Source organism: Collinsella sp. AF15-51 (genome assembly GCF_003462845.1).
Classification (GTDB): domain Bacteria; phylum Actinomycetota; class Coriobacteriia; order Coriobacteriales; family Coriobacteriaceae; genus Collinsella.
In genome coordinates this window covers 33,342-56,043 of the sequence record NZ_QRYG01000014.1, presented here as the reverse complement: position 1 = coordinate 56,043, position 22,702 = coordinate 33,342, and the positions used below count along the sequence as shown (strand labels likewise).

The 22,702-nt window shown below is 60.0% G+C and carries 19 protein-coding genes; 12 read left to right on the top strand and 7 right to left on the bottom strand.

Translation table 11 applies throughout. The features are described 5' to 3' along the window. A partial coding sequence (locus DWW51_RS10395; protein ID WP_231501606.1) for a hypothetical protein occupies nt 1–501 on the top strand: 501 nt, incomplete at its 5' end. Continuing rightward, the gene (locus DWW51_RS07555) at nt 485–1,303 is read left to right on the top strand and encodes a hypothetical protein (RefSeq protein ID WP_147344061.1); all 819 of its coding nucleotides are present in this window, start codon (nt 485–487) and stop codon (nt 1,301–1,303) included. The genes DWW51_RS10395 and DWW51_RS07555, both read left to right, overlap by 17 nt. A 109-nt stretch (nt 1,304–1,412) precedes the next feature. On the opposite strand, the gene DWW51_RS07550 is transcribed toward DWW51_RS07555, so the two are convergent. The 6 genes from DWW51_RS07550 to DWW51_RS07525 all read right to left on the bottom strand — a co-directional run bounded on the left by DWW51_RS07550 (nt 1,413) and on the right by DWW51_RS07525 (nt 7,975). Next, the gene (locus DWW51_RS07550; protein WP_117774063.1) at nt 1,413–2,222 is read right to left on the bottom strand and encodes a gamma-glutamyl-gamma-aminobutyrate hydrolase family protein; all 810 of its coding nucleotides are present in this window, start codon (nt 2,220–2,222) and stop codon (nt 1,413–1,415) included. Nucleotides 2,223–2,311: 89 nt separating this feature from the next. Further along, on the bottom strand, nt 2,312–3,076 hold the full coding sequence (locus DWW51_RS07545) for an amino acid ABC transporter ATP-binding protein (RefSeq protein ID WP_117774062.1): 765 nt from the start codon (nt 3,074–3,076) through the stop codon (nt 2,312–2,314). 36 nt (nt 3,077–3,112) lie between these two features. Continuing rightward, complete coding sequence (locus DWW51_RS07540; RefSeq protein ID WP_117629933.1) at nt 3,113–3,946, bottom strand: amino acid ABC transporter permease; 834 nt, start codon at nt 3,944–3,946, stop codon at nt 3,113–3,115. After that, on the bottom strand, nt 3,943–4,602 hold the full coding sequence (locus DWW51_RS07535) for an amino acid ABC transporter permease (protein ID WP_022094657.1): 660 nt from the start codon (nt 4,600–4,602) through the stop codon (nt 3,943–3,945). The genes DWW51_RS07540 and DWW51_RS07535 overlap by 4 nt, the downstream gene beginning before the upstream one ends. Nucleotides 4,603–4,741: 139 nt before the next feature. Next, entirely contained in the window at nt 4,742–5,737 is a 996-nt protein-coding gene (locus tag DWW51_RS07530; protein ID WP_117774061.1) for a glutamate ABC transporter substrate-binding protein, read from the bottom strand. Between the two features lie 456 nt (nt 5,738–6,193). Further along, nucleotides 6,194–7,975: a 1-deoxy-D-xylulose-5-phosphate synthase gene (locus tag DWW51_RS07525; protein ID WP_117774060.1), complete on the bottom strand. Its 1,782-nt coding sequence runs from the start codon at nt 7,973–7,975 to the stop codon at nt 6,194–6,196. A 228-nt stretch (nt 7,976–8,203) separates the two neighbouring features. Between DWW51_RS07525 and DWW51_RS07520 the strand changes: the two genes are divergently transcribed. From DWW51_RS07520 to DWW51_RS07475, 10 genes are all read left to right on the top strand, one after another. Then, nucleotides 8,204–8,740: an HD domain-containing protein gene (locus DWW51_RS07520; RefSeq protein ID WP_117774059.1), complete on the top strand. Its 537-nt coding sequence runs from the start codon at nt 8,204–8,206 to the stop codon at nt 8,738–8,740. A gap of 3 nt (nt 8,741–8,743) precedes the next feature. Further along, a complete protein-coding gene (locus DWW51_RS07515) occupies nt 8,744–9,763 on the top strand; it encodes a putative ABC transporter permease (protein WP_231501605.1) in 1,020 nt (339 codons plus the stop codon). Between the two features lie 198 nt (nt 9,764–9,961). After that, nucleotides 9,962–11,239, top strand: coding sequence for an ammonium transporter (locus DWW51_RS07510; protein ID WP_089572300.1), 1,278 nt, complete (start codon nt 9,962–9,964; stop codon nt 11,237–11,239). A 212-nt stretch (nt 11,240–11,451) separates the two neighbouring features. Further along, nucleotides 11,452–11,790, top strand: coding sequence for a P-II family nitrogen regulator (locus DWW51_RS07505; RefSeq protein WP_099432138.1), 339 nt, complete (start codon nt 11,452–11,454; stop codon nt 11,788–11,790). Nucleotides 11,791–11,864: 74 nt separating this feature from the next. After that, nucleotides 11,865–12,527: a TetR/AcrR family transcriptional regulator gene (locus tag DWW51_RS07500; RefSeq protein WP_158551690.1), complete on the top strand. Its 663-nt coding sequence runs from the start codon at nt 11,865–11,867 to the stop codon at nt 12,525–12,527. A 100-nt stretch (nt 12,528–12,627) separates the two neighbouring features. Then, complete coding sequence (locus DWW51_RS07495; RefSeq protein ID WP_117629937.1) at nt 12,628–13,890, top strand: MFS transporter; 1,263 nt, start codon at nt 12,628–12,630, stop codon at nt 13,888–13,890. A gap of 109 nt (nt 13,891–13,999) precedes the next feature. Further along, the gene (locus DWW51_RS07490) at nt 14,000–14,863 is read left to right on the top strand and encodes an HAD-IIB family hydrolase (RefSeq protein WP_369832571.1); all 864 of its coding nucleotides are present in this window, start codon (nt 14,000–14,002) and stop codon (nt 14,861–14,863) included. 121 nt (nt 14,864–14,984) lie between these two features. Next, complete coding sequence (locus tag DWW51_RS07485) at nt 14,985–15,695, top strand: TetR/AcrR family transcriptional regulator (protein ID WP_117774058.1); 711 nt, start codon at nt 14,985–14,987, stop codon at nt 15,693–15,695. Between the two features lie 11 nt (nt 15,696–15,706). Further along, a complete protein-coding gene (locus tag DWW51_RS07480) occupies nt 15,707–20,497 on the top strand; it encodes a 2-hydroxyacyl-CoA dehydratase (RefSeq protein ID WP_117774057.1) in 4,791 nt (1,596 codons plus the stop codon). Nucleotides 20,498–20,979: 482 nt separating this feature from the next. Then, nucleotides 20,980–21,429 (top strand): hypothetical protein, encoded by a 450-nt coding sequence (locus DWW51_RS07475; protein ID WP_147344059.1) that lies wholly within the window; start codon nt 20,980–20,982, stop codon nt 21,427–21,429. Nucleotides 21,430–21,557: 128 nt separating this feature from the next. Here DWW51_RS07475 and DWW51_RS07470 read toward each other — a convergent pair whose 3' ends face one another. Continuing rightward, nucleotides 21,558–22,697: a DUF389 domain-containing protein gene (locus DWW51_RS07470; protein WP_117774055.1), complete on the bottom strand. Its 1,140-nt coding sequence runs from the start codon at nt 22,695–22,697 to the stop codon at nt 21,558–21,560. Between the last annotated feature and the right edge of the window lie 5 nt (nt 22,698–22,702).

The window sequence follows — 22,702 nt, the reverse complement described above, 5'->3', positions numbered from 1 at the left end:
TTTTCCGGTTCGACGAACAGCCGATCGTGTCAAATTTGGTCTAACAGAGCCTTAATAATTGGCGCAGCGTATAGCGCGCTTTGCCTTCTTCTTTTTGCAATAGCCATAATACGTGGAGGGCAAAACTATGCGCATAGCATGCTGGCTGCATTTTTGCCCGCAATGATGATTAACGCCGTATTGGTGATATCGGTTGCGTTGGAGACGGTGACCATCTATCGGATAACGGGCAGCGCTGTATTGAGCGGGGCCGTGGTGATAGTTGGATTTGTCATGAGCTTGACGCTCTACGGAGCCTTCCTTCAGACACCCATACCATCCTTGCGATGGATTTTCCTTCTTCCGGGGCCGTATCTTGGAGTCGGATGTGCCCTTGGGTATAGCGATATGGGCCAGCTGACGCTTCTGGGATATGGCGTGGCAGCCAGCTGTCTATCGGTATTGATTTACGCTCTCGTGAGCTTTCGTGCCGGGGGTGTGTTCAATGGCTCGTCAGATTAAAAGATTCCTCCATTCAGAATGGAAGCATGTGAGCAAATGGGCGTACGCCTTAATCCTGGTAATTTATGCGTGCATGGTGGTATTGCAGCTTAATTCTTTCCCGATGTGGCTCTGTGGCCTCCGTGAGAACAGTTTCTTGGGCTTTTTCCCAGACCCGACGCTTCGGCTATCGGCGGAGGATGCCCTTCTATTTGGTAATGCAGAGGTTTTTCGCGGTCTGCTGTTCAACGTAGCCCCGTTGGCTCATGCATTGTTCTTTCCGTTCATTGCTGCTTGTATTGTGCCGCGCTTTGTCAGTTCGGGCTTTGTCGAGGAACCGTGGGGGCTGTCGGAGGCCCGGGGAGGGAAGCGTGTGTGCGCTATCGTTGCGCGAGCGATGCTGTCTTCTTTTGCCCTTTTGGGCGCGTTTATCCTGACGAGTGTCGTTTTGTACTGTCTTAACTGCGCGATCGTTTTGGATGCTCAGCAGTATTTCAACCTGCATGTATTTTGCTATCGACTTGTTCTTGCTGCCGCTGCCTGCCTTGCATACGTGGTTTCTTGCGTAATCGTTGTTTCCTATTTTGGGTCCGGCTTCGGTCCGATTGGCATGCTGTTGCTTGTCAACGTCGTAGCGATCTACATACAGATCGGGGCCAATTCCATGCTTCCGCTTCCAGCCTCGATGCTCATGTGGATTTGCGGCGTGACCCCGTTGGGGAATGGTCAATGCATCTCGATTTTAATTGACTGCCTCATAAACGTAGCAAGCGTTTTTACCATTTGCTTTACCGTTGATCGATTGCGGTCGAGATTTCTTTGATTGTTTGTGAGGGATGATCATACCGAGCATACCAAATACAGGGGGGCGGACACCGTGGCTGGTGTCCGCCCCCCTGGCTTAGGAGGCTTTAACTTGTGTAGCTTGCGAGCTAGCGGGTCTGCTTTACCTTGGTCGCTGCCTCGACAAACGACTTCCACAGGTTAAAGTCGGTCTCGAGCGTCTGCCAGGTGTATTCGGGATGCCATTGCACGCCCAGGCAGAAAGGCTGGCCTTCGACCTCGATGCACTCGGGAACGCCGTCGGTTGCCTTGGCGACCAAACGCGTGCTCTTACCCAGACGATCGACGCAGCAGTGATGTGCAGAGTTGGTCTGGATCAGCCTGTGCCCGCCAACCGCGCGCTCCAGCAGCGAGCCCGGCACGACCTCGACGGGATGCACGGGGTCGTTGAGCACGTGGGTATGGCGCCACTGCGTGCGGCCCTCGCGAGCGCCCAGGCTCGGCACGTCCATGCACAGGGTGCCGCCAGTGGCGACATTGAGCAACTGCGTGCCGCGGCAGGTGGTAAAGAGCGGCTTCTTGGCGCGAAGCGCCTCGTTAACCAGCTTAAACTCAAAGCGGTCACGAATTTCACAGCACAGCGTGGGGTCGTAAGGACGCTCGTCGCCCCAGCGTTTGGGGTTGACGTCCGGGCCGCCGGGAATAGCGATACCGTCAGCGATTTCCACGTAATGACGGATGACATCGACGTCTTCGGTAATAGACATCTGCAGCGGCAGGCCACCGGCGGCAAGAATGGCATCGACAAAGACACTTGCGATTTCCTCGTTGGGGGAGAGCGTCTCGCTCAAATAGGGTTTCGCTTCTTCCCAGCGTGGTGCTACCAGGATGAGCGGGCGGTCGGCGGGATCGACGTTGACGTGCGGGGTGTAGGACGATGAGGTGCGGGTTCCGATCATGGGCGTGGCTTTCGAATCCGGGTGGACATGGCGCAGGGGCGGCGCGGGACAAACTGCTTCTGATGAATTTGCCCCGCGTGGTAATTGGGTTAGTGCCCCTTGATGGAGTTGAGGAAGTCCTGGGCGCGTTTGGTCTGGGGGTGGTCGAAGAACTCGTCGGGCGTGCCGACTTCCACGATCTGGCCGTCGGCCATAAACACGACGCGGTCGGCTACACGGCGGGCAAAGTTCATCTCGTGCGTAATGACGATCATCGTCATGCCCTGCTGGGCCAGACGGATCATGACCTCGAGCACCTCGTTGATCATCTCGGGATCAAGGGCGCTTGTGGGCTCGTCAAAGAGCATGGCCTTGGGCTGCATGGCGAGTGAACGGGCGATGGCCACGCGCTGCTGCTGGCCGCCCGAAAGCTGTGCGGGTACCTTGTCGGCCTGCTCGGCCACGCCCACGCGGCTCAGCAGGTCCATGGCGCGCTCACGAGCTTCCTCCTTGGACACGCCCAGCACGTCGACCGGCCCCAGCATGACGTTCTGCAGCACGGTCATATGTGCGAACAGGTTGAACTGCTGAAACACCATGCCCAGTTCGGCACGCATGCGGGCAAGATCCTTGCCTTCCTGCGGCAGAGGCTCGCCCTCGATGAGGATCTCGCCCGAGTCGATGGTTTCCAGGCGGTTGATGGTTCGGCACATGGTCGACTTGCCCGAGCCCGAGGGGCCGATCACGACGACGACTTCGCCGCGGTCGACCGAGAGATTGATGTCGTTGAGGACGTGCAGATCGCCATAGTGCTTATCGACGTGCTTGAGCTCGATCAGCGGCTGATTGCCGGTAGGAGAAGTGCTCTGTGCCATGGTGCTCGGCTCCTTATGACTCGAAATGGTAAAGCGTTAGCGAATGATGGTCGCGCCGGTCTTGTGCGAAACGTAGACAGCGGCCTTGTTGATCGCGACGTTGATGAGGATATAGATGACCGCGATCACCAGGTAGACCGACACGAGGGCGTCGTAGTTGGTAATGAGCACGCGGGCGTTTTGCATAAGGTCGGGGTAGCTCACCACGTAGGCGACGGTGGTGTCTTTGACGACGACCACAAGCTGCGAAATCAACGACGGAATGATAAACCGAATGGCCTGCGGCAGCACGATTTTAAAAGTGATTTTAGCCTTGGAGAGACCGAGTGCCTGGGCGGCCTCGACCTGGCCGCGCGGCACGGCATTGACGCCGGCGCGGAAGATCTCGGCGAGTACGCCGGCCGCGGCGAGCGCGACGGGAAGCGTGAGCATCCAAAACGACGGCAGTGAAATCTTGTACTGAGGCAGCACCAAAAAGAAGAAGTAGATGAACAGCAGGCTCGGCACGCCACGGAAGAAATCGGTGAGCACGCGGCAGACCAGCTGCAGCGGCTTGATGTCGCTGGTACGGCCGAGCATGAGGGCTAAGCCCAGTACCAGCGCGATGGCGCCGGCGGTGAGCGCGACCTTTACCGTGCCCTCAAAACCGGCAAGCAGGAACTTCCAGGTGGTGAGGTGCGTAAAGAAGTACCAGTAATGGACCGAAAGCTGGCCGGTCACATAAAAGCGCTGCAGTACCAGAGCGATGAGCGCGGCCACGGCAACAAGTGAGATGGCGGTGCCGACGCGAATCTTGGCGCGCATCTTGGGGCCGGGAGCCTCGTAGAGCGCATCGCGCATGGTGAGCGCGGAGGTGGAGTGCTTGCTCATCGGAGGATCCTCACCTTCTTATCGATATAGTTGCCAATGTGGCTCACCACAAAGGCCGTGCCCAGGTAGCCGAGCGCCGAGATAAAGAACGCGGCGACGCCGCCGAGCGAGCGCGTGTTGATGTAGCTCACCACGCCGGTGAGCTCCTGCGGTTTAAGCGGCACCTGACTGCCGAGCGCGGTGGTGAGCATGACGGCGATAAAGAGGTTGGTCATGGGCAGCACGCTCGAGCGCAGCGCCTGCGGAATCACGATCTTGGCGAGGATACGGCTGAAGCTCATGCCCAGCGAGCGGGCGGCTTCCACCTGGCCGACACCGACGGTGTTGATGCCGCTCATAAAGTTCTCGGAGCCAAAGGCAGAACCCAAGAGCACTGTGGCGACGATGACGCAGGTGCGGTAGGGCAGGACGACCTTGAGCGGCGGCAGCGCGTAGACGACGATAATGAGCAGCGCGATGCCGGGGATGTTACGGAAGACCTGGACATACAGGTCGCCAAAGACGCGCAGCGGCTTGAGCGGCGACACGCGCATCACGGTGACGGCGACGGCCAGCACCATGGCGATGGCAAACGACTCAAGCGTCATGCCCCAGGTTGCTAGCAGCGCGTCAATGTAGTTCTGGCCATAGAGCGACCAGAGCTCGGAGAGACTCATGCGGACCTCCCGCCGATAAGGAAAGGGGGCTCCCGTGTGTACGGAAGCCCCGACAACTCAGTGAGGAAACAGTTTAGCGCAATAAAGCGCATCATGCGTTTCCATATGGTTTCGTAGCGGCCGTTACTAGGCGTATTGCCTAGGCGCCGATCTCGGGTAGCTCGGGAACATTGGTGTCGCCCGTACGGTCGCCAATGCAGATCTGCCACAGTTCGGTCCAGGTGCCATCGTCCTCGATCTTCTTAAGGAAGTCGTTGACAAAGGCGACGCCGTCGGAATCGAGCGGCAGGCCGATGCCGTAGGGCTCCTTGCTGCCGAAGGGCTTACCGGCAATCTTGTACTTACCGGGCTCGCGGACCAGGGCGCTCTGCTGCATGTTGTTGTCGATGACGTAGGCATCGACGCGGCCCTGCTGGAGTGCCTGACGTGCCTCCTCGTCGGTCTTGAACTCCTGCTGGCTGGCCTTGGGGGCAAACTCCTCCAGGATGGCGGGGCCGTTGGAGCCGGACTGGACGGCGACGTTCTTGTCGGCCAGGTCGTCGACGCTCTTGATGTCCTCGTTATCGGCGAGCACCAGGATAGCCTGCTGGGTGTAATAGTAGGGACCGGCAAAGGAGACAAGCTTCTTGCGCTCGTCGGTGATGGTGTAGGTGGCAAAGACGGCGTCGACCTGGCCGTTCTGTAGGACGGACTCGCGCGTGTCCGAGGTCACCTGGGTGATCTCGATCTTGTTCTCGCCCAGAATGTAGTTGGACAGGAGCTGCGCGATGCCGGCATCGAAGCCACGGGTCTGACCGTCCTTCTCGTTGAGGAGGGAGAAGAGCGTGGAGGTCTGGACGCCACCGATCGTAAAGACGCCGGCATCCTTGACGGCCGTAGCCCAGGTGCTGGCGGCGATGGCGTCGTCATCGGCCTTGGGGCCGTCGTTGACGAGCTTGTCGAATGCCTTGGCGTCGAGTGTGGTGGAAGCCTCGGTATCATTGGAGCTCTTGGAAGAGCCGGCGGCGGAACCCTTGTCGGCCTCGGCGCTGGTGTCGGAGCAGCCGGCAAGACCAAGGCCGGCGACGGTTGCGAAGGTGGCGGCAACGAAGCCGCGGCGGTCGAGAACGACCTGCTGGGAGAGGTTCTTGCTCATGGTAGAACACCTTTCTCAATAAAATCCCTAGCGGTTGAGTAGAGTTATACCCTATCCCGCTCAAATGGGTCAACACGAAATAACTCAGAAACATACTTACCTTATGGGTTATTCTACCTACCATAAAGGGACAGGCACCTTTGTGGTGGTTCTTGCAGATGTGGTGGCCTGTCTCGCTGCTTTGTCTCAATCTGTAACAGGTAGACGAGGAAATGGGTTCTAACTGTTACAGATTGAGATTTTCTCTTCAGGGGAATTCGAATGTCTCGATCTGTAACAGTTAGACGGCCAAAAGGTCTCTATCTGTTACAGATTGAGACAAAGGTCAGGGGCAAAGACGGTTTGTCTAGATCTGTAACAGTTAGACGGGAATTCGGGCCATAGATGTTACAGATTGAGATAATCGCGCCGCGAAAATAAAAACCTCCGCAGGGGTGCTTCCCTTGCGGAGGTTTTTTACTCGTTAAGTAGCCTTACGGCTTCGGCGGCCATGTTCTCGGCCGTCATGCCGTTCTGAGCGAGCAGCTCGTTGGGGTCGTAGCGGTCGGGGAAGCCCTTGGCGATGCCGAAGGTGCGTGTGCGCAACGGCGTGCATGCCAGATAACATGCCACGCGCTCGCCCCAGCCGCCGTCCAAGATACCGTCCTCGAGGGTGACGACAACGCGATGCTCGGCGGCAAGGCTGTCGAGGAACTCGCGGTCGAGCTCGGTTGCAAAGCGCGGGTTGACGAGCGTGGCCTCGATGCCGTACTCGGCAGTCAGACGGTTTGCCACGCGCTCGCCCAGCTCAAAGAAATCGCCAAGCGCGAGCACGGCAACGTCGCGGCCCTGGCGCACGACATTGTAGCGCGCGACGCCGTAATCGTCGCCCTCGGCAGGCGCCAAGTCGGGGCGGCTTACCAGGCCAATGCCCGGCACACGGATCGCTACGGGATGCTCGCGGTGGTCGAGCGACCAGCTCAGCATGGACAGATATTCCTCCATGCAGGCAGGTGCAAGGTAGTGCATGTTGGGAAGTCCGCCCAGCATGGAAATATCAAAGAACGAGAGGTGCGTCTCGGACGTGGTGCCAAAGATCGACGCGCCAAATACCAGGATGGTTGCGGGGGCGTCGTTGAGGCACAGGTCGTGCCACAGCTCGTCGTAGGCGCGCTGCAAAAACGTGCCGTACACACCAAAGACTGGCTTGGCGCCCGAGCGCGCAAGCGCGGTGGCAAAGGTCACGGCGTGTTCCTCGGCAATGCCCACGTCGACAAAGTGCTTGCCTGCCGCGGCGCGAAGCTCGGGTGTAAAGCCCATGATGTAGGGCGTGGCAGCCGTGATGCCCACAACCTGCGGATCGCGCTCGATGGCGGCGCTGAGCGCCTCGCCCGTAATGTCGGCATAGGTGCGCGGCGCAGGCTCGCTCGGATGGCCCGGGCAGAGCTTGCGCCCAGTCGCCATGTCAAACGGACCCACATGATGCCAGCGCTCGGGGTCGCTCTGGGCTGGCTCAAAGCCCTTGCCCTTTGCGGTGGAGACGTGCAGCACGATGGGATGATCGATATCGCGCAGCTCCTGCAGCGTGTCGACCAGGGCCAACACATCGTTGCCGGTGTCCAGATAGCGGTAGTCGAGCCCCATCGCGCGGAAAACGTTGCGCTCACAGGTGCCGTTGCTGGCGCGCAGCTCGGCCAGATTGCGATACAGGCCACCGTGGTTTTCGGCGATGGACTGGTCGTTATCGTTGACGATGATGATCAAGTTGCTGTCGAGTTCGGCGGCATTGTCGAGGCCCTCAAACGCCAAGCCGCCCGAAAGCGAGCCGTCGCCAATGATGGTAATGACGTTGTACGTATCGCCCGCCAGGTCACGAGCGTGTGCCAGGCCGCAGCCCAGGCTCACCGACGTGGAGGTATGGCCCATGGCAAACAAGTCGTGCTCGGACTCGTCGGGATTGGCAAAGCCAGAAGCCTCACCATAACGCTCCGGATCGATATAAGTGTACGCGCGCCCAGTCAGCGCCTTGTGGGCGTAGGTCTGGTGCGAAACATCAAAGACAATCTTGTCGATGGGGGAGTTAAACACGCGATGAAGCGCAACCGTGAGCTCAACGACGCCCAGGTTGGGGGCAACGTGCCCGCCGACGGCGGCGGAGCTTTCGAGGATGGCGTGGCGAATCTCGTCGCAGAGCTGCGGGAGCTCGGCGCGATTAAGAGCCTTGACGTCCTCGGGCGTTGTCGTTTGCGTAAGCAGCATCGTTGTGGGTTACTCCATGCGAATCGAGCGCCGGCGCTCCCTCGGCCGGCACAATTGCACAAGACAGTCTCGCACATTTTGGCGTTTGATATGTGACGGCGGCGCGGTAATTCGCCAACTGGCGGGGCAAAACGTTTTGTCCGATGCCATACTAGTAAATTCGATGATGATTTTATTCATTGCGTGCAGGCTGCGACTTGTCGCCGGGAGTCGCTGGAAGGAGACAGCATGTCCGATGTCGCTCGTGCCGAGAAAATCGCGTGCGAAGTAGACCATGCTGCCCGTCAACTGGCACAGGCGGGCCGTCTGGACCTGACGCGCGAGTTTATCCAGCATGGCGACGTGACGGTGTATACGCATGTGACCTCGGTGGCGCGGGCAAGTCTGTCCTTTGCCGAGTGCTTGGGCCGTGCTGGCATTTCGGTCGACCGTGCCTCGCTGTTGCGCGGGGCCCTGCTGCACGATTACTTTCTCTATGATTGGCACGACCCCGATCCGAGCCATCGACTGCACGGATTTCGGCATCCATTTTTTGCCCTGGCGCGTGCCGAGGAAGATTTTGAGCTGACGCCGCGCGAGCGGAATATCATCGTGCGCCATATGTTTCCGCTGGTACCGGTTCCACCGACGTGTCGCGAGGCATGGATTGTGTGCCTGGCCGATAAATGGTGCGCTCTGTGCGAGACGGTCGCCGGCCGTCTGCGGCGCAAGGACGAGGCTGACGATGGCGTGAACAGCGAATCGAGCGAAAAGAGGAGAGGGTAGACGGTGGAAACCGCGATCGACATGGCATTTGACGGCGCGACGCTTGTCGCCTGTCCGCTCTCGGCGCTGGTACTCTCGTTTGCCTTCTACGGTTTTTGCGGCTGGGTATGGGAGTCGACAGTCTGCGCCATGCTCAACCACGGACGCTTTGCCAACAGCGGCTTTTTGCTAGGGCCGTGTTGTCCCATCTACGGTGCGGGCGGCATTGCGTGCTGGTTGCTGCTGCGTGGAATCCCAGACGCCTCGAGCCAGTTTGTCGCTGCCGCGCTCGTATGCAGCGTGATCGAATATAGCGTGGGCGTGCTGTTGGAAAAAACGACGGGTGCCCGGTTTTGGGATTACTCGCATCTGCCGTTTAACCTGCACGGACGCATCTGCCTGTACTGGGCCTGCGCGTTTGGCTTGGGTGCGTTGTGTATTTGCCGTTTAGTGGAGCCGGCATTGCTGGGGCTGCTTGGCCATCTGCCGGTGCTAATCGTGCGCTTGGCCGCCTTTATCGTCGCGGTCGCGATGATGGTCGATGCGGTGTGCTCGTTGGCGAGCTGGCGGCGTCTGTCCGATCAGCTTGAGCGTGTGCGTGCCGACCTTGCCGACCGCATCAATGAGTCGCTTGCCGACGCCTCCGACTCTATGCTCGAACGTATTCCCGATTCGGCGATTGACTCGGTGGCGCAGACGCATATCCGCGGTCGCGCCGTTAACGCTTGGCTGGCCGAGCTGGGCGACGCGGCGCTCGATGCCCTGCGCGAGAAGACTTCGATGCCGACGTTTATCTCGGATGGTGCTCGCGGCCTGGCGCTCGCTGCCCGCCGCGTGGCCGATGCCGCGCCGAGTATGCCGCGTCCGTCGCTCGGTCGTCGCCTTGCCGGCAAGCGCATGAGCCGCCCGGTACCGAGCGTGTCACTCAGCCGCCGCGACCTACGCTTCTTTAACGCCTTCCCGCGTCTGCGCATCAATCGTTACGAGGGTGTCATTCGAGCTACCGACCTCCGCGACCGAGCCCGCGAGCTGTTCCGGCGCTAGCCAGAGCGGAGCCAAGCGCGCCCTTCTCGTTCGCACGTTTCCCGTTCGTTTCGCGTCCGTTGCCGCGCCGTTTCCAAGATTGCGGTGCCGTTTCCATTCGACAACGCAGCGTTTAACAACGCCGTATCTGGTCTACACCAGTTGGCCCTCGGCCGCATCATGAGCGCCGACAACGTTCATGCGACCAAGGGGGAGCGAATGTACGATACGGGATCGACAACGTTTATGCTCATCTGCACCATGCTCGTGTTTTTAATGACACCGGGTCTGGCGTTTTTCTATGGCGGCCTGTCCAGGCGCAAAAATGTCATCAACACCATGCTTATGTGCTTTGGCGCCATTGGCCTGGTTGGTGTGCTGTGGATTGTTGCCGGCTGGTCGCTGGCCTACGGTGGCGACGGTTCTAACCCGTTTATTGGCGGCTTTGACCAGCTGCTGTGCCTGCCGGTGCTCAACCAGGTGCTGCAGGCGGCCGAGGGCAATGCTGCGGATGGTGCCGTCTACCCTCAGATCATCAACATCGCCTTCCAGATGGCGTTTGCCATGATCACCGCCGCTATCGTTACGGGCAGTCTGGCAGGCCGCGTTAAGTTTGGTGCCATGACGGCCTTCCTGGGCATTTGGCTGCTCGTGGTCTATGCGCCGCTCGCCCACATGGTTTGGGGCGGCGATGGTTCCTTTATCGGCGACATCATCGGCGCGCTCGACTTTGCCGGCGGCGACGTGGTACACATTTCGTCCGGTCTCACGGGCCTGATTCTCTGCTTAATGCTCGGCCGTCGTCGCGGCTTTGGTATGATGAGCTACCGTCCGCATAACGTGCCGTTTGTGGCGCTGGGCGCCGGCCTGCTTTGGTTTGGCTGGTTTGGCTTTAACGGCGGCAGCGAGTTTAAGGCCGACGCCGTGGCGGCGCTCGCCATCCTCAACACCGTGACGGCCAGCGCGGCGGGCATGGTCTCGTGGCTTGCCGTCGAGCGCGTGCACACCGGTCGCCCCACGCTGGTGGGTGCCAGCACCGGTCTGGTTGCGGGCCTTGTGGTGGTCACGCCGGGTGCGGGCTTTGTCGAGCCGTGGGCAGCGCTGGTCATGGGCCTGATCGTCTCGCCCGTCTGTTACCTGGCCATCAGCCATCTTAAGACCAAGTTTGGCTACGACGATGCGCTCGACGCGTTCGGTTGCCACGGTATCGGCGGCATCTTGGGCGGTGTGCTCACGGGCCTGTTCTGCGTGCCGGAGCTCTCGTGGACCGGTAAGGGCGGCCTGTTCTACACGGGCGACGTGTCGCTGCTTGTCTCGCAGGTTCTGGGCATTGTGGTGACGGTCGTTATTGTGCTGGTGCTCGACTTGGTGATCGCCGCGGTGGTCAAGGCACTGTTCCACGGCAGCCTGCGTGTGGACGAGGCCGACGAGGCGCTGGGCCTGGATGCCAGTCAGCACGGCGAGAGCGCCTATCCTTCTTTCTCCGGACTCGATTAGCAGCTTCCCCAAGCACCGCACCTTGCCGTTCAATCGTCGCTCACGTACTTAAGTACGCTTCGCTCCTCTTTCACGGCAATCTGCGGCACTTGGGAAACCTGCTAAGACCAGTCAGTTGAACTTATTGATCTCTGAGGTTGGTTTGCGGCACCTGGAAAACCCGTGCCATGTGAAGGACAATTCATTTCTTTTATTGAAGAGAGGAATTCACTATGAAGAAAATTACGGCTATCGTGCGCCAGGAGAAGCTTGAGGTTCTTAAAGATGCGCTGTTTGCTGCCGATGTTCGCGGCATGACCATCAACCAGGTGCAGGGCTGCGGCGCGCAGCATGGCTGGAAGGAATACGTGCGCGGCAACGAGTTGCTTGTCAACACGATCCCTAAGGTGCAGTTCACCCTCATCTGCGCCGATGAACATGTCGACGGAATTGTCGACATCATCTGCAATGCCGCCCGCACCGGCGCCGTCGGCGACGGCAAGATCTGGGTCGAGCCGGTCGAGGAAGTCATCCGCATTCGCACCGGCGAACATGGCCCCGCCGCGGTGTAGAATCGACCGTCTGCCATCCGCAACGTTAAAATGCTGCAATGAGGCACAAGGCTTGCGTTGCGGATGGGCGGATTATGGGTCGCAATAAATATCCCGAGGAGACGGTCGCGAAGATTCTCGACGCGGCACTGGAGCTATTCTGCGCACAGGGTTATGAGGGGACGAGTATTCAAGATATCGTTGACCGTCTCGACGGCATGACCAAGGGCGCTGTCTATCATCACTTCAAGAGCAAAGAAGAGATTTTCAACGCCGCGTTTGATCGGGCGATGACTCCGATTGTTGAGCACCGCCGCTCGATGCTTGGCGTCGGTAATATGACCGGAGCCCAAAAGCTCAAGCGACTGTACGCTCCCGAGTCCGTTGTTCCACAAATTGAGCTATGGGCACGTATGCGTCCTGCAGCAGATCCGGTAAAAAGCTCGCGCCTACTGGCGATGCAGTACCAGGGCTCATTTGACGAGTCGGCCGATGGCTGTCTCTTGCCAGTGATCGAGGAGGGCATCGCCGACGGCTCCATTGCGTGCGAATGCCCGCGCGAAGCGGCGGAGGCCGTATCGTTGTTGGCGAATCTTTGGCTGCTGCCATTGTTCCGTCCGCTCGAGCCCAAGGAGCGAATGCTCGCTCGCGCACAATGTTTGGCGCAGATGGCTGCCGCGGTGGGGCTCGATTTGGGTAATGAAGTGCTTCAGACAACGGCGCAGATTTGGGGCGTATGGGACCGCGCCGGGTGGTAATATAGATACCAACGGTATGTAATTGATTTGTGAGGGTAGCCACGGCTGCCCTTTTCAAGTCATTAAATACATACTAGTGGTATGTATAGGGGGTGGGCTTATGGCTGGGCTGAGAGACGTCGGTGTCTCGTTGAAATCAAAAACAGTGCGGTCAATCAGGCTCGCGGAACTTCTGGTTGCGCAGCTGTGCACGTATTCGATGCTGTCGGCGCTGTGCTTTGCGTATCCACTTTACTTGTTCGATCGCAGTGGATCGTCAACGTTATATGGCGTCGTCGCGGCGATAGCGTTCATACCCGGCGTACTTGCAACTCCGGTTGGCGGAATCTTGGCGGATAGGGGAAGACATCGCGAGGTCCTCGTGTCCCTCGGCATTGCTCTGATGACTGCATCACTGCTGTCTATCCCCATGAAGCACTCATTGCCTCTTGCGGTCGTCGTAGTAGCGATACTTTGTGTTCAATATGGTTCTCAATCGCTGCTGAAGCCAATGCTCCAAATTGAGACGGTGCGCATGGCGGGTGAAGAGAAGGTTGAGCGGGCCACTGCATTGGTTTCGCAGATGACCATGGTGAGCAATATCTTGGGCCCTGTGGTCGGGACGGCAGTCTATGGGTACTTTGGCATCGATGCTCTTTGCACAACCGCGTCGGTGGCGTTTGCGATTTCAGCTCTCTTGTTTGGGGGCGCGCTCAAGCAAAATGCCTCATTTGAAACGATGGGAGACGGCGCGACTCGTACGACATGCCGAAACGATTTTCGGGAGTCGATTCGGTATCTGTTGCAAAATGCATTATTGGTCGCTGTGATTTTGCTTGCGGCAGTTTTGAACCTTGCGTTGGTTGGGCTAATGATTGGCGCTCCCATTATTGTTACAAAGCATCTCGGCATGCAATCGTCCTGCGTTGGGATAGTTGAGGTGGCTATGGGCTTGGGTGGTCTTGCCGGCAGTGGCTTGGTCGGCATTTGGCCGCATCGTTTTTCTTTCAATGGCATATGTCGATATGTTGCGATGATCTGTTTTGGAGTCGCACCGATCATTGTCACGCTACTGTTCGGCGCAGATGCATGCATGCTCACCGTGTTTGTGGTTGGTTCGGCATGGGTCATGGTGTGGGCGAGCATTGCGTCGGTTGAAATTATCGCGTTTGTTCAGCGGGCAGCGCCGACTGAGCTCTGCGGAAAAGTGCTTTCGGTCGTTTACATGGTCCTTTCCTGCGCAATACCTATCGGCCAATTGACGTACGGGGTTGCATATGATCGATGGACACCGGCGATTGTATTCGCAGCCATGTTGGCGGTGCTGACGTTGACGACGGCTCTGTTTTATCGGCTGAAAAATCGATTGCGGCGATTGTCTTAACGCGCTGGGGCACCGTGAATTTGTGAAGGCGGTGGTACGCCGCGCCGGGACGGCATTGTTTGGACATGCCTCTCCTTCGTCTACAATATCGGGCAGACGAAGGAGAGGCATGTCCATGATCAAGATGTTCGCGAGTGACTTAGACGGAACGCTGCTGAACGCCCTGCACGAGGCGGATGGGACCATCCGCCGCGCCATTCGCGAGCTGACTGAGGCTGGCCTGCACGTGGTTCCCGCGACTGGACGCTCGACGTTGCCGATCGGCGAGCATGGCTTTACGGGCTTGGCGCTTGACGCCTGCTGCTCCAATGGATCCATCGTGCGCGACAGCCATGGCGAGGTGCTCAAGACTTGGACCATCGATCCGCAGGTCACTGAGGAACTGCTCAAGGCGTTCCCGGACATTTGCTTTGATTGTTCCACGCCCGATGGCATGTACTCGAGCGGTTCGTTCGAGATGCATCAGGCGGGCTTTAAAAAGGACAGTCCCATCAAGCGCATCGTGATGCGCGGCATGCGTGCGCGCGGCGGGTATCACGAGGAGCAGTATTTCGACCAGTCGATCGGTGACATCCTGCGCCACGATGTATGCAAGATCAATTGTCGCGTGACCTCGCCCGAGCTGGAGCGCGACCTTAAGGCGTATCTTGCCGAGCGCTCGGACCGTGTGGTCAACGCGCCGTTCGATCCGGTGATGTTCGAGATCACGGACGTGGCGTGTAACAAGGGCGAGAGTGTGGCCTGGCTGGCGGGCTACTACGGCATTGCCGAGGACGAGGTCGCGGTTTATGGCGACGGCGGAAACGACATCGCCATGCTCAAGCGTTTCCGCCACAGCTACGCGACCAAAAACGCTAGCGATGCAGCCAAGGTCGCCGCGAGCGCAACTATCGGCAGCTGCATGGTCCACGCCGTCCCCAAACACATGCTCGCCACCATGCATAAGCAGAGCTCCCGCACCATCATCGAATAATGTGACAAAGGGACTGCCCCCTCGTCACATTCCAAATATTGCCTTTACGTGTTGATGCACACGGTGTGCAATAATACTCGCACTGTGCAATAGCGCACAGGCTGAGTAACAAGGAGGACGCTTGTCCCAGCTCGAGAAATGCGATCGCCGGTCCCTTCGCTCGCAGCGTGCCCTTCGCCAGGCACTTGCCAGCGAGCTTGCCGAAAGCGGCGACCTTTCGCGCATTAATGTCGCGTCGCTCACCGAGCGCGCCGGCCTTACGCGCCGCACGTTCTATTCGCACTACCGCGATATCCCCGACTTCATCAATCAAATCGAGGACGGCTTGCTGGCCGAGATCTGTGAACGCATTGAGCTCATCACCGCAGCTCAGCTGCCCGATCTCTACCACAACATCGATGAACTCGAGCCGGCGCCCGGTTCGGTTGAACTGCTGCGCTATCTTGCGGCCAACCGCGACTTAATCGGTGCGCTGCTGGGTCCGGGCGGCGACCAGGCCTTCATTAAAAGGATCATCGACACCGCGCGTGAGGCTGTGGTGCCGCGTGCGCAGACGGGCATTTTGGGCCTGGCGCTGGGCACGTTCTTTGACTACTACGTCACCTACGTCGTGAGCGCCGAGGTCGGCATGATTCAGCGCTGGTTTGAGCGTGGGCTCACCGAATCGCCCGAGGCCATGGCGCGCATTATGACGGTGCTCGCTTTTGTGCGCCCTGGTGACCTGTATGGCCAACCCATCGATATCAACGTGCCGGAATACGGCATGAAGCTATTGAACTTGCAGCTCGAGGACGCGGCCGACACCGCCGCAACCGTCGAGTCCAACAACTAAGAGGAGAGACAATGAGCAAACTCGTCGAGGGCATCAAGGATCGTATGGTCGCTGCCGCACGCGAGGCCGCGCCCGCCGTGGTGGACGCCGCGCAGAAGGCCGCGACCGCGGCTGCCGAGAAAGTTGCCGAGGCAGTTGCCGATGCCAAGAACGCGGCAGGGGAGACGCTCACCGCTGACGCAGCCACGCCCAACGTTGCCGAGTCCGTAACCGCCACCGCCGCCCACGCCCCCGAAGGCGCGATCTTCAACCCCGAGGCCGCCCGCGGCAACCTGCACCTGGGCATCGACGTGGGCTCCACCACCGTCAAGCTTGCCGTGCTCAACGATGACAACCAGATCGTCTACGCCAAGTACCAGCGCCACCACACCGACGTCCGTGCCTGCGCCCGCGATCTGTTCGAGGGCGCCGCGACTGTGCTGCCGACGGCCCAGATGACCTGCGCCATCACCGGCTCGGGCGGTCTGCTGCTGTCCCAGTGGCTCGACTTGGAGTTTGTCCAGGAGGTCATCGCCAGCAAACGCGCCGTCGAGACCCTTATCCCGGCCACCGATGTCGCCATCGAGCTGGGCGGTGAGGACGCCAAGATCATCTACTTTGACAACGGCATCGAGCAGCGCATGAACGGCACCTGCGCCGGCGGCACGGGCGCGTTCATCGATCAGATGGCCACTCTGCTGCACACCGACGCGAGCGGCCTCAACGAGCTCGCGGCCAACGCCACCACCATCTATCCCATCGCCAGCCGTTGCGGCGTCTTTGCCAAGACCGACGTGCAGCCGCTCCTCAACGAGGGCGCCCGCCCCGAGGACGTCGCCGCTTCCATCTTCCAGGCCGTCGTGACCCAGACCATCTCGGGCCTGGCGTGCGGCCGTCCCATTCGCGGTAACGTCGCCTTCCTGGGCGGCCCGCTGCAGTATCTCTCCGAGTTGCGCCACCGCTTCTACCTCACGCTCAACCTGGACGAGGAGCACCGCATTGTGCCCCAAAACGCCCACCTGTTTGTGGCGAGCGGCGCTGCCATGGCGCACGAGTCCAACAAGCTCAGCACGTTCCCGCAGCTTATCGAGGCCATCGACAGCCTGGGTGACACGCAGGGTGCCGAGGTCGAGCGCCTGGATCCGCTCTTTGCCACCGACGAGGACTTTGCCGAGTTCAAGAACCGCCACGACCAGGAAGTCGTCCCCAAGGGTAAGCTCGACGGCTACACCGGCCGCGTGTTCATCGGCATCGACGCCGGCTCCACCACCATGAAGGCCGCGCTCGTGGGCGAGGACGGCCAGCTGTTGCACACCTGGTACGGCAACAACAACGGCGACATCCTGGGCACGGCCAAGGTCATCATGGCCGATTTCTACAATCACATCCCTGCCGGCTGCACCATCGGCCACGTGACCACCACGGGCTACGGCGAGGCGCTGCTCATCGAGGCCCTCAAGGCCGATTCCGGCGAGATCGAGACCGTCGCGCACCTGCGCGGCGCCAAGGCATTCCTGCCCGGTGTCGAGTTTATCCTGGACATCGGCGGCCAGGACATGAAGTGCCTGCGCGTGAAGGACGGCGTCATCGAGCACATTATGCTCAACGAGGCCTGCTCATCGGGCTGCGGCAGCTTTATCGAGAGCTTCGCCGTGTCCATGAACATGGACGTGCGCGCGTTCGCCGATGCCGCCATCCATGCCAAGGCCCCGGTCGATTTGGGCAGCCGCTGCACGGTCTTTATGAACTCGCGCGTCAAGCAGGCGCAAAAGGAAGGTGCCACGGTGGGCGACATCGCGGCCGGCCTGTCCTATTCCGTCATCAAGAATGCCCTGTTCAAGGTCATTAAGCTGCGCGACCCCAAGGAGATCGGCAGCCAGGTGATCGTTCAGGGTGGCACCTTTATGTCCGATGCCACGCTGCGCGCATTTGAGCAGCTCACCGGCGTGCACGCCGTGCGTCCCGACATCGCCGGCTGCATGGGTGCTTACGGTGCGGCCCTGCTCGCCCGCGACCGCGCCGGCGCCGACGGCACCTCGACCATCCTTTCTGCCGAGGACATCGCGCACCTCACCGTGACGCAAAAACACGTCCGCTGCGGCCGTTGCTCCAACAACTGCCAGCTCACCGTCAACGATTTTGGCGGCGGCAGGCGTTTCATTACCGGTAACCGCTGCGAGAAGGGTGCCGGCCACAAAAAGCAAAAAACCGAGGCTCCTAACCTCTTTAAAAAGAAAAACGAGCTGCTCTTTAACCGCGAGGTGCTGAGCCCCGACGAGGCCCCGCGCGGCACCGTGGGTATCCCGCGCGCACTCAACATGTACGAGAACTACCCCTTCTGGCATGCGTTCTTTACGCGCCTGGGCTTTAGCGTGCAGCTGTCCGACCAGTCGAGCAAGAAGACCTACCAGGCGGGCATCGAGTCCATGCCGTCCGAGAGCGTGTGCTATCCGGCAAAGATGAGCCACGGCCATGTGATGAACCTTATCGACCGCGATGTCGACTTCATCTGGATGCCGTGCGTGCGCTGGGAGCGCAAGGAGGATCCGACGGCTGGCAACTGCTATAACTGCCCCATCGTCATGAGCTACCCCACGGCGTTGGCACTCAACATCGACGAGATCCGCGAGCAGAACATCGAGTTCCTGTACCCGTTTGTGCCGTATCACGACAAGACCGAGCTCAAGCGCCGTCTGTACCAGGTGCTCGCCGTCGACCGTGTGGCCGATGCGCAAGCCGGTCGCGGTCGCGTGCGTGGGCCCAAGATCACGCGCTCCGAGGTCGATGCCGCTGTCAACGCCGCCTTTGAGGCCGATGCGCGTTTCCATGAGGACATCCAGACCATGGGCGAGGAGGCTCTTAAGTGGGTCGAGGACCACGGTGGCCACGGCATTGTGCTCGCCGGCCGCCCCTACCATAACGACCCCGAGATCAACCATGCCCTGCCCGAGCTTATCTCGAGCTTTGGCTTTGCGGTCTTTACCGAGGATTCGCTCGCGCACCTGGTAAAGCCTGAGCGTCCGATTCGCGTCGTCGACCAGTGGATGTACCACAGCCGCCTGTATGCCGTCGCCCGTTTTGTGACGATGCGCAACGACCTGGATCTGATCCAGCTCAATTCCTTCGGCTGTGGCCTGGACGCTCTGACCACCGACCAGGTGCAGGAAATCCTTGAGGCCAGCGGCAAGATCTACACCGTGCTCAAGATCGACGAGGTGTCCAACCTGGGCGCTGCGCGCATCCGCATCCGCTCGCTCATGGCGGCGCTCAAGGACCAGGAGGCCGAGCGCTTGGCCGAGGCTACGGCAGCGGGCGAGGCCTACGAGCAGGGCGACGCCGCGCCGGTGGCACCCTCCATGGATGCTCCCGCATTCGCGAGCCGCAAGTACACGTTCGAGGCGCAGCGTGAGAGCGCCTCGACCGCATGGCCCAAGGTGCCCTTTACCGAGCAGATGCGCGAGGAGGGTTACACCATCCTGTGCCCGCAGATGGCGCCGATCCACTTTGACCTGGTCAAAGAGGTGTTCCGCGGTGCCGGCTACAACCTGGAGCTGCTGCCCTCGACTGACCACGATGCCGTCGAGGCCGGTCTGCGCTATGTGAACAACGACATCTGCTATCCGTCGATCCTGGTGACGGGTCAGATCATGGAGGCCATCGAGAGCGGTCGGTACGACCTGTCCAAGACAGCCGTGGTCATCAGCCAGACCGGCGGTGGCTGCCGTGCCACCAACTACATCGCGCTTATCCGCAAGGCCCTGCGCGAGAGCGGCCACCCCGAGATTCCGGTGATCTCGCTTTCGGCCGTGGCGCTGGGCGAGGACAACCCCGGCTTTAAGATTACGCCGGCGCTGCTTAAGCAGGCAGTCTACGCGGTGCTCTTTGGCGACGTGATGATGCAGATGCTCTATCGTTGCCGCCCGTACGAGGCAACGCCCGGTGCGGCGAACGCACTCTACGAGGAGTACATGGCGCGCGCCCGCAAGCTGGCGCCCAAGTTCAACAGGCATAACTACACCAAGCTGTGCCGCGAGGCCATCCGCGCGTTCGACTCCATGCCGCTCGTGGGCGAGGGCACCAAGCCGCGCGTGGGCGTGGTCGGCGAGATCTTGGTCAAGTTCCATCCCACGGCCAACAACCACGTGGTCGACGTTATCGAGCGCGAGGGCTGCGAGGCCGTGGTGCCGGGTCTGCTCGACTTCTTCCTGTACTCCATGAGCAACGCCGAGCTGCAGAAGGACGAGCTGGGAAGCTCTCCCACTACGCGCGCGGGCATGCAGGCGCTCATCAAGCTGGTGGACTGGATGCGCACGCCGGTGGAGGAGATGCTCGAGAAGTCCCGCCGCTTTGAGGCGCCCGAGCGCATCGGCACCATGGCCGACAAGGCCCGCACAGTGCTTTCGGTGTGCAACAACATGGGCGAGGGCTGGCTGCTCACGGCCGAGATGCTCGACCTGATCGATCACGGTGCGCCCAACATCATCTGCACGCAGCCCTTCGCGTGCCTGCCCAATCACGTGGTGGGCAAGGCCGTAATCAAGGAGCTGCGCCGCCAACATCCCGAGAGCAACATCGTCGCGGTGGACTACGACCCCGGCGCGTCCGAGGTCAACCAGCTCAACCGTATTAAGCTCATGATCAGCGTGGCCAAGGAGAACATGCGCGCCGGTAAGGGCTTTAAGCTCGAGAAGGTGGCGCCGCTCGCGATGGACGAGGTCACCGGCCAGATGCGTGCTCATGACGGCTGTGTGAGCTGCGGGCCGGCCAGCGAGGAGGCCGTGGCATCGGTCGCCGAGCGCCTGGGACGCGGCATTAAGAAGTAACTGGCCTGCTATGGGCTAGATATGGGACAAACGGGTGGCAGCCGTACCGGTTACCACCCGTTTTTACTGGACATCTGTTGCGTAAACGGTCCAACTATCACCCCCTGCGAACTTGGATTTCGGAAGTATGCGGCAAAATTTGAATAGGCCGAGCACACTGGATATGCCCAAGCTTTGTACCTGCGGTTTTATTGGTGAAAAACCGGGGTGTGCTCGAGGGCTCCGGAATTTGCCGCATACTTCCGAAAACAACGTCTCGGTGGCACCAAAAATTGCCTCCAGAACCCTGAGATAATGAACATATTGTAGCCGTTCGCCGCAAATTATCGTCCGTTCATGGAACCTATCTCCAACGAGTTGTAACCATATGGTTTGATGTTGAAAACATATGATTGCCGGCAGGCCATAGGTGACGTTCCCCCTGATATCGGAGGTTCCAGGTATGTTTCGCGCTCCGTTAAATAACTATCGGTTGGGCTAACATGGGTCGCCGTGCTATTTCGATAACCCTTGCAGTGGTCTGCCTGGCTGTGCTCTTAGGCGCTACGGGGCTGTTTGCTATAAGTCGAGAAACATCCTATATGCAGGAATGTGCTTCCGAAGGCTTTGTCATTGATGGTTACTATCGGGATGACAAAACGAGTCGGGAAACCCTGGCTTTTCTTGAGGAGGACAACTGTCGATGGCAGCTGGTCGACCAAGACGGAATCTGCACAGACGGGCAGTTTAAGCGTACGGATGACCCCAACATCCTGATATTAAAGAAGGAAAACGGTGAAGAATTCGGTACGGTCCACGTGGCGTACTTGTCACGCCGACGCGATCAGGGCTTGCTCTACCTATTTAGAGATACCAGGGTGACCCGTTTTTATCTGGTGAGTACCGGTCCGGCGTTTACGGTGGAGTCTGGCGATGTCGATGCGGACAGTTGATTCACGGCAATAAAACAGCGAGCGGGGCACGGACATGAATCGCGCCCCGCTTTTTTGCTCGCGGCCTGCGTCGCGTCTGCGCCTCGTTCCGACTCGCGCCCGTGCGCGCATCCATCTCACATCCCGCATCACTTCACATCGAACTCCACGCGATCGAGTTCGGGCACGTTGAGGTCGATGAGCTTGCGGGCGACGTGGCGGTCGTGTGCCCCAAGCGTCTCGTCTGTCGTCACATGGGCGACAATCTCGCGCTCGACGATACCCTCCTCCTCGCCTTCGGTAGCCGAGGTCTCGACGGCGACGGTGTAGTCCTTAAAGCCTGGCAGCACCGCCGCAAGCTCGCGCGTGGTCTCGGTGATGCCGTAGCCGTCCTGCACGCCGGCCTGCGCCGAGCCAATGGATCCCGCGGTCATAACGATGCAGGGGATGGCAAAGATCACCGTACCCACGATGATGCGTCGGCGCACCTTGCGCGATAGCTCGTCGACCTCAGCGTTTTCCTCGGCAGTCACAATGCCGTCGCCGTTGAGGTCACGCTTGAGCGGTACACGTAAAAGAAGCAATACGGCTTCGGCCGCCAGCGCGATAAAGACGACGTTGATGCCAAACTCGTAGAGCGCCGAGAGGAACAGCGACCCGCTCGCGATGGCGATGCCGTAACCCGCCGCGCACAGGGGCGGCATGAGCGCGGTCGCCACGGCTACGCCGGCAATGAGCGTGGCGGGTTCCTGGTCGCGTGAGTTGCCTAGGCCGCCCGCAAAGCCGCCGGCGAGCGCGACAGCGAGGTCCCACACAGTCGGCGTCGAATTGTCGATGATGGCAGCTGTGGTGGTGCCAAGGGGCGAGAGCTTAAAGTACAACGTGGACGTGACCAGGCAAAAGGCCATCTGCAGCGCAAGGCTGGCGATGGCTTCGACGGTAATCTCACGGTCGAGCGTGGCGATGCCATATGCCATGGCAAGGACCGATCCCATGAGCGGGCAGATGAGCATGGCACCCACGATGGCGATGTCCGAGTCGATATCGAGGCCGATGCTTGCGATGAGCATGGCGATGATGAGGATGCATAGGTGGGAGCCAGTCAGACGCGCCCCGTTTACAAAACGCTTGCGGATCACGTGATAGGGCGCGCGTCCCTCGCGAATGTTGAATGCGCGCTTTAGGAAGCGGGTGGCGTTCTCCATGGCCTCACTATGGGCAGGGCGGATGCCGTGGCGCCGGTGATGGCGTTCGCGCAGCCGCTTGATCTGTTGCTTGTCGAGTTCCATGTCCA